At 66.3% G+C, this 3,813-nt stretch carries 2 protein-coding genes; one reads left to right on the top strand and one right to left on the bottom strand.

Annotated features, from left to right (window positions below; all coding sequences use genetic code 11):
• Positions 1 to 287: 287 nt before the first annotated feature.
• A complete protein-coding gene (xth, locus tag ACEN88_RS26365) occupies positions 288 to 1,073 on the bottom strand; it encodes an exodeoxyribonuclease III (protein WP_413344429.1) in 786 nt (261 codons plus the stop codon).
• A gap of 187 nt (positions 1,074 to 1,260) precedes the next feature.
• On the opposite strand from xth, the gene ACEN88_RS26360 reads away from it, so the two are divergent.
• Positions 1,261 to 3,660, top strand: coding sequence for a TIM-barrel domain-containing protein (locus tag ACEN88_RS26360; RefSeq protein WP_413344427.1), 2,400 nt, complete (start codon positions 1,261 to 1,263; stop codon positions 3,658 to 3,660).
• Positions 3,661 to 3,813: the final 153 nt, after the last annotated feature.

Genomic DNA, 3,813 nt, shown 5'->3' with positions numbered 1-3,813 from the left:
CAACGGCGCATTTTGCTACGCATTTTTTAGTTATCCCTCGCCCCCACCCGCCCAAATCAAGATCTGGCGGGTAACCCCCTAAATCACCCGCCGGCCGGGCTGGGGGGCCCTCTTCGTCACCGATGTTTTTCCCATTGGCGCGGCACTGAACAAATTCAACTGCAGCTCATCTGGCGCGCTGATTTTCGATGAAGTACTGCTCCGTTTGCGATCAGGCTGTGTCATGCCGACATTTTAACGGTCGGCAGCTTTCGCGACAGGCTCTTTCGCGGGAACGACGTGAGGCCTTACGCCAACTTCGGCCAATCCAATTCAACCCACGTCGGCGCATGGTCGCTCGGCTTCTCGCGCCCGCGCACGTCGCGGTCGACGCCGGCCCCCTTCAGCTTCGGCGCGAGGGCGGGGCTCAGCAGCAGGTGGTCGATGCGCAGGCCCGCGTTGCGGCCGTACGCGTCACGGAAATAATCCCAGAACGTGTAGATGACTTCGCCGGGGTGCGTCGCCCGAAGGGCATCCGTCCAGCCCTGGTCGAGCAGGCGCTGGTAGGCCGCGCGCGTCTCCGGGCGGAACAGCGCATCGTCGAGCCAGCGTTCCGGCTTGTAGACGTCCAGTTCCGTCGGCATCACGTTGTAGTCGCCCGCGATGACGACCGGCGCACCCGTGGCGATGAGTTCCTGCGCGCGCAGCCGCAGGCGCTCGAACCAGCGCAGCTTGTACTCGAACTTCGGGCCCGGCGCCGGGTTCCCGTTCGGCAGGTACAGGCAGGCGACGAGGATGCCGTTCACGGCCGCCTCGATGTAGCGGCTCTGCTCGTCGTCGGGATCGCCCGGCAGGCCGCGCTGGAGTTCCTGCGGCTCGGTGCCGCGCGCGAGGATCGCGACGCCGTTCCAGCTTTTCTGGCCGTGCCAGATCGGACAATAGCCGGCCGCGCGGATCTCCATCTCGGGAAATTTTTCCTGCGGCGCCTTCAGCTCCTGCAGGCAGGCCACGTCGGGCTGCGTCTCCTCGAGCCATTGGAGCAGGGCGGGGAGGCGGCTGTTGATGCCGTTGACGTTGAAGGTGGCGATGCGCATGGGGTCTCTCATGGGTTGTCGTTGCCGCTATTTTGACCCGAGAATGCCGCGACCGCCGCACGACGCGCTGAAGTAGTCAAACTACGCGCAAATCTTCAGAAATTCTATGGCCTCTGCCTATCTCTGTAGCTTTTCTACGGAATGCGGTTAAACTCCCGTATTCCAACAACGATACCGCCCGGAGACCATGAAGCCGATCCCCCACGCCGTTCTCGCCCTCTGCCTGCTCGCCAGCCTGCCGTCCCAGGCACAGAATACGGAGCGCGCGTTCCTCGGCTACCGCAACGACAACGGGACGCTGGACATCGCCACCAGCGACGGCCGCTACCTGATCCGGCCCTACGACGCCAACATCGTCGAGACGAGCTTCGTGCCGCGCGGCGAGACGTTCGACCCGGCCTCGCACGCCGTCGTGCTGAAGCCCGGCCAGGCGCAGGCCACGGTCCGGGAGGCGGACGGGCGCATCCAGCTCGTCACGGACGGCATCACGGTCACGGTGGAAAAATCGCCGCTGCGCATCAGCTATGCGTACAAGGGAAAGCCGCTCGTCGCCGAGAAGGGGGGCTATGGCCACGCGGGAGAACTGGAAAGCATCGAGTTCGCGCTCGCGGGCGACGAGGCGCTGTACGGCGCCGGCTCGCGCGCCGTCGGCATGAACCGGCGCGGCAACCGCTTCCGCCTGTACAACCGGGCGTCGTACGGCTTCGGCAACCGCGCCGACCAGATGGGCTATGGCATTCCGATGGCCGTGTCGTCGCACAAGTACGCGATCCACTTCGACAACCCGCAGGCCGGCTGGCTCGATTTCGACAGCCGCAAGGACGGCACCCTGCGCTACGAAGTGATGGGCGGCCGCAAGACCTACCAGGTGATCGCGGGCGACGACTGGGCGCAGCTGATGGACGTGACGACGCGCCTGACCGGCCGCCAGCCGCTGCCCCCGCGCTGGGCCTTCGGCAATTTCGCGAGCCGCTTCGGGTACCACAACGAGGCCGAAGCGCGCGCCGTCGTCGATCGATTCATCGCGGACGGCATCCCGCTGGACGCCATCGTGTTCGACCTGTACTGGTTCGGCAAGACGGTCAAGGGCACGATGGGCAACCTTGCATGGGACCGCGACAGCTTCCCCCATGCCGAGGCGATGATGGCGGACTTCAACAGGAAGGGCGTCAAGACGGTCCTCATCACGGAGCCGTTCGTGCTGACGACGTCGAAGCGCTGGCAGGACGCCGCGCGGCACGGCGTCCTCGCGACGGATGCGCAGGGCAAGCCGTTCGTCTTCGATTTCTTTTTCGGGAACACGGGCCTGCTCGACGTGTTCAAGCCGCAGGCGCGCGACTGGTTCTGGAACATTTATAAAGACCTCAAGGCGGGCGGCGCCGCCGGCTGGTGGGGCGATCTGGGCGAGCCCGAGACGCATCCGTCGGCCGCGCGCCACGCCACCGGCACCGCGGACCAGGTCCACAACATCTACGGCCACGAATGGGCGAAGCTGATCGCCGACGGCTACGCGCGCGACTTTCCGCAGGAGCGGCCGTTCATCCTGATGCGCTCGGGCTACTCGGGTTCGCAGCGCTTCGGCATGATCCCCTGGTCCGGCGACGTGCAGCGGGGCTGGGGCGGCCTGCAGTCGCAGATGGAGATCGCGCTGCAGATGGGCATGCAGGGCCAGGCCTATATGCACTCCGACCTGGGCGGCTTTGCCGGGCCCGTGCTGGACGACGAGCTGTACGTGCGCTGGCTCCAGTACGGCGTGTTCCAGCCGATCTTCCGCCCGCATGCGCAGGAAGAAGTGCCGGCCGAGGCGATTTTCCGCACGCCGGCCGTGAAGGCGCGCGCACGCGACGCCATTCGCCTTCGTTACGCGATGCTGCCGTATAACTACACGGCCGCCTTCGACGACAGCCGCACCGGCATGCCCATGATGCGCCCCGTGCTGTTCGAGGATCCGGACAACGAATTCATGTCGACGACGGGCATCTCGTCCACGTACCTGTGGGGCCCGGACTTCCTCGTCGCCCCCGTCACGGAACCGGGCGCCACGCGCAAGGAAGTCTTCTTCCCGCGCAAGGGCAGCGTGTGGTTCGACTTCTACACGGACGAGCCGCACCACGGCGGCATCCTGGAGACGGTGACGCCGCGTCCGGACCGCATCCCGACTTATGTCCGCGCCGGCGCGTTCGTCCCGCTCGCGCAACCCGTGCAGAGCACGCGCGATTATTCGACGGCGAAGCTCGACCTGCATTACTGGCACGATGCCGGCGTGACGCAGGCGCAAGGCCACCTGTACGACGACGACGGCCACACCGCGCACGCGTTCGAAACGGGCAAGTACGAGCTGGTGCGGTTCTCCAGCACCTTCGCCGACGGCCGCCTGGCCCTGACGGTCGCGCCGGAACCCGGCGCCGCCGCGACGCCGACCGCGCGCACGTTCGACCTGAAGGTGCACAACGTGGCGGCGAAACCCCGGGCCGTGCAGGTCGGCGGCAAGGCGATCGCGTACCGCTGGGATGCGAAACGGCGCGTGCTCGACGTCAGGCTGCCGGCCGTTCGTACCGAGGCGTTGCAGGTGGTCGTGACACTGTAACGCAGGCGCGCTCCGCGCTTGGGTTGAATTCGGTACACTGCTCCTCCGGGAATCCGGAATTGCGCACCGCACCATGAAGACCCAATTGTTGCAAGACTTCCAGGAAAGCGGCTCGGCACCGTCGGCGCCGCCATCTCCGCCGCCATCTCAGGC

Origin of the sequence: Massilia sp. CT11-108 (assembly GCF_047302915.1) — a bacterium.
Taxonomy (GTDB): Bacteria; Pseudomonadota; Gammaproteobacteria; order Burkholderiales; family Burkholderiaceae_D; genus Telluria; species Telluria orientalis.
Note: the sequence above shows the minus strand (reverse complement) of the source record. Positions and strands in the feature narration are given on the sequence as shown.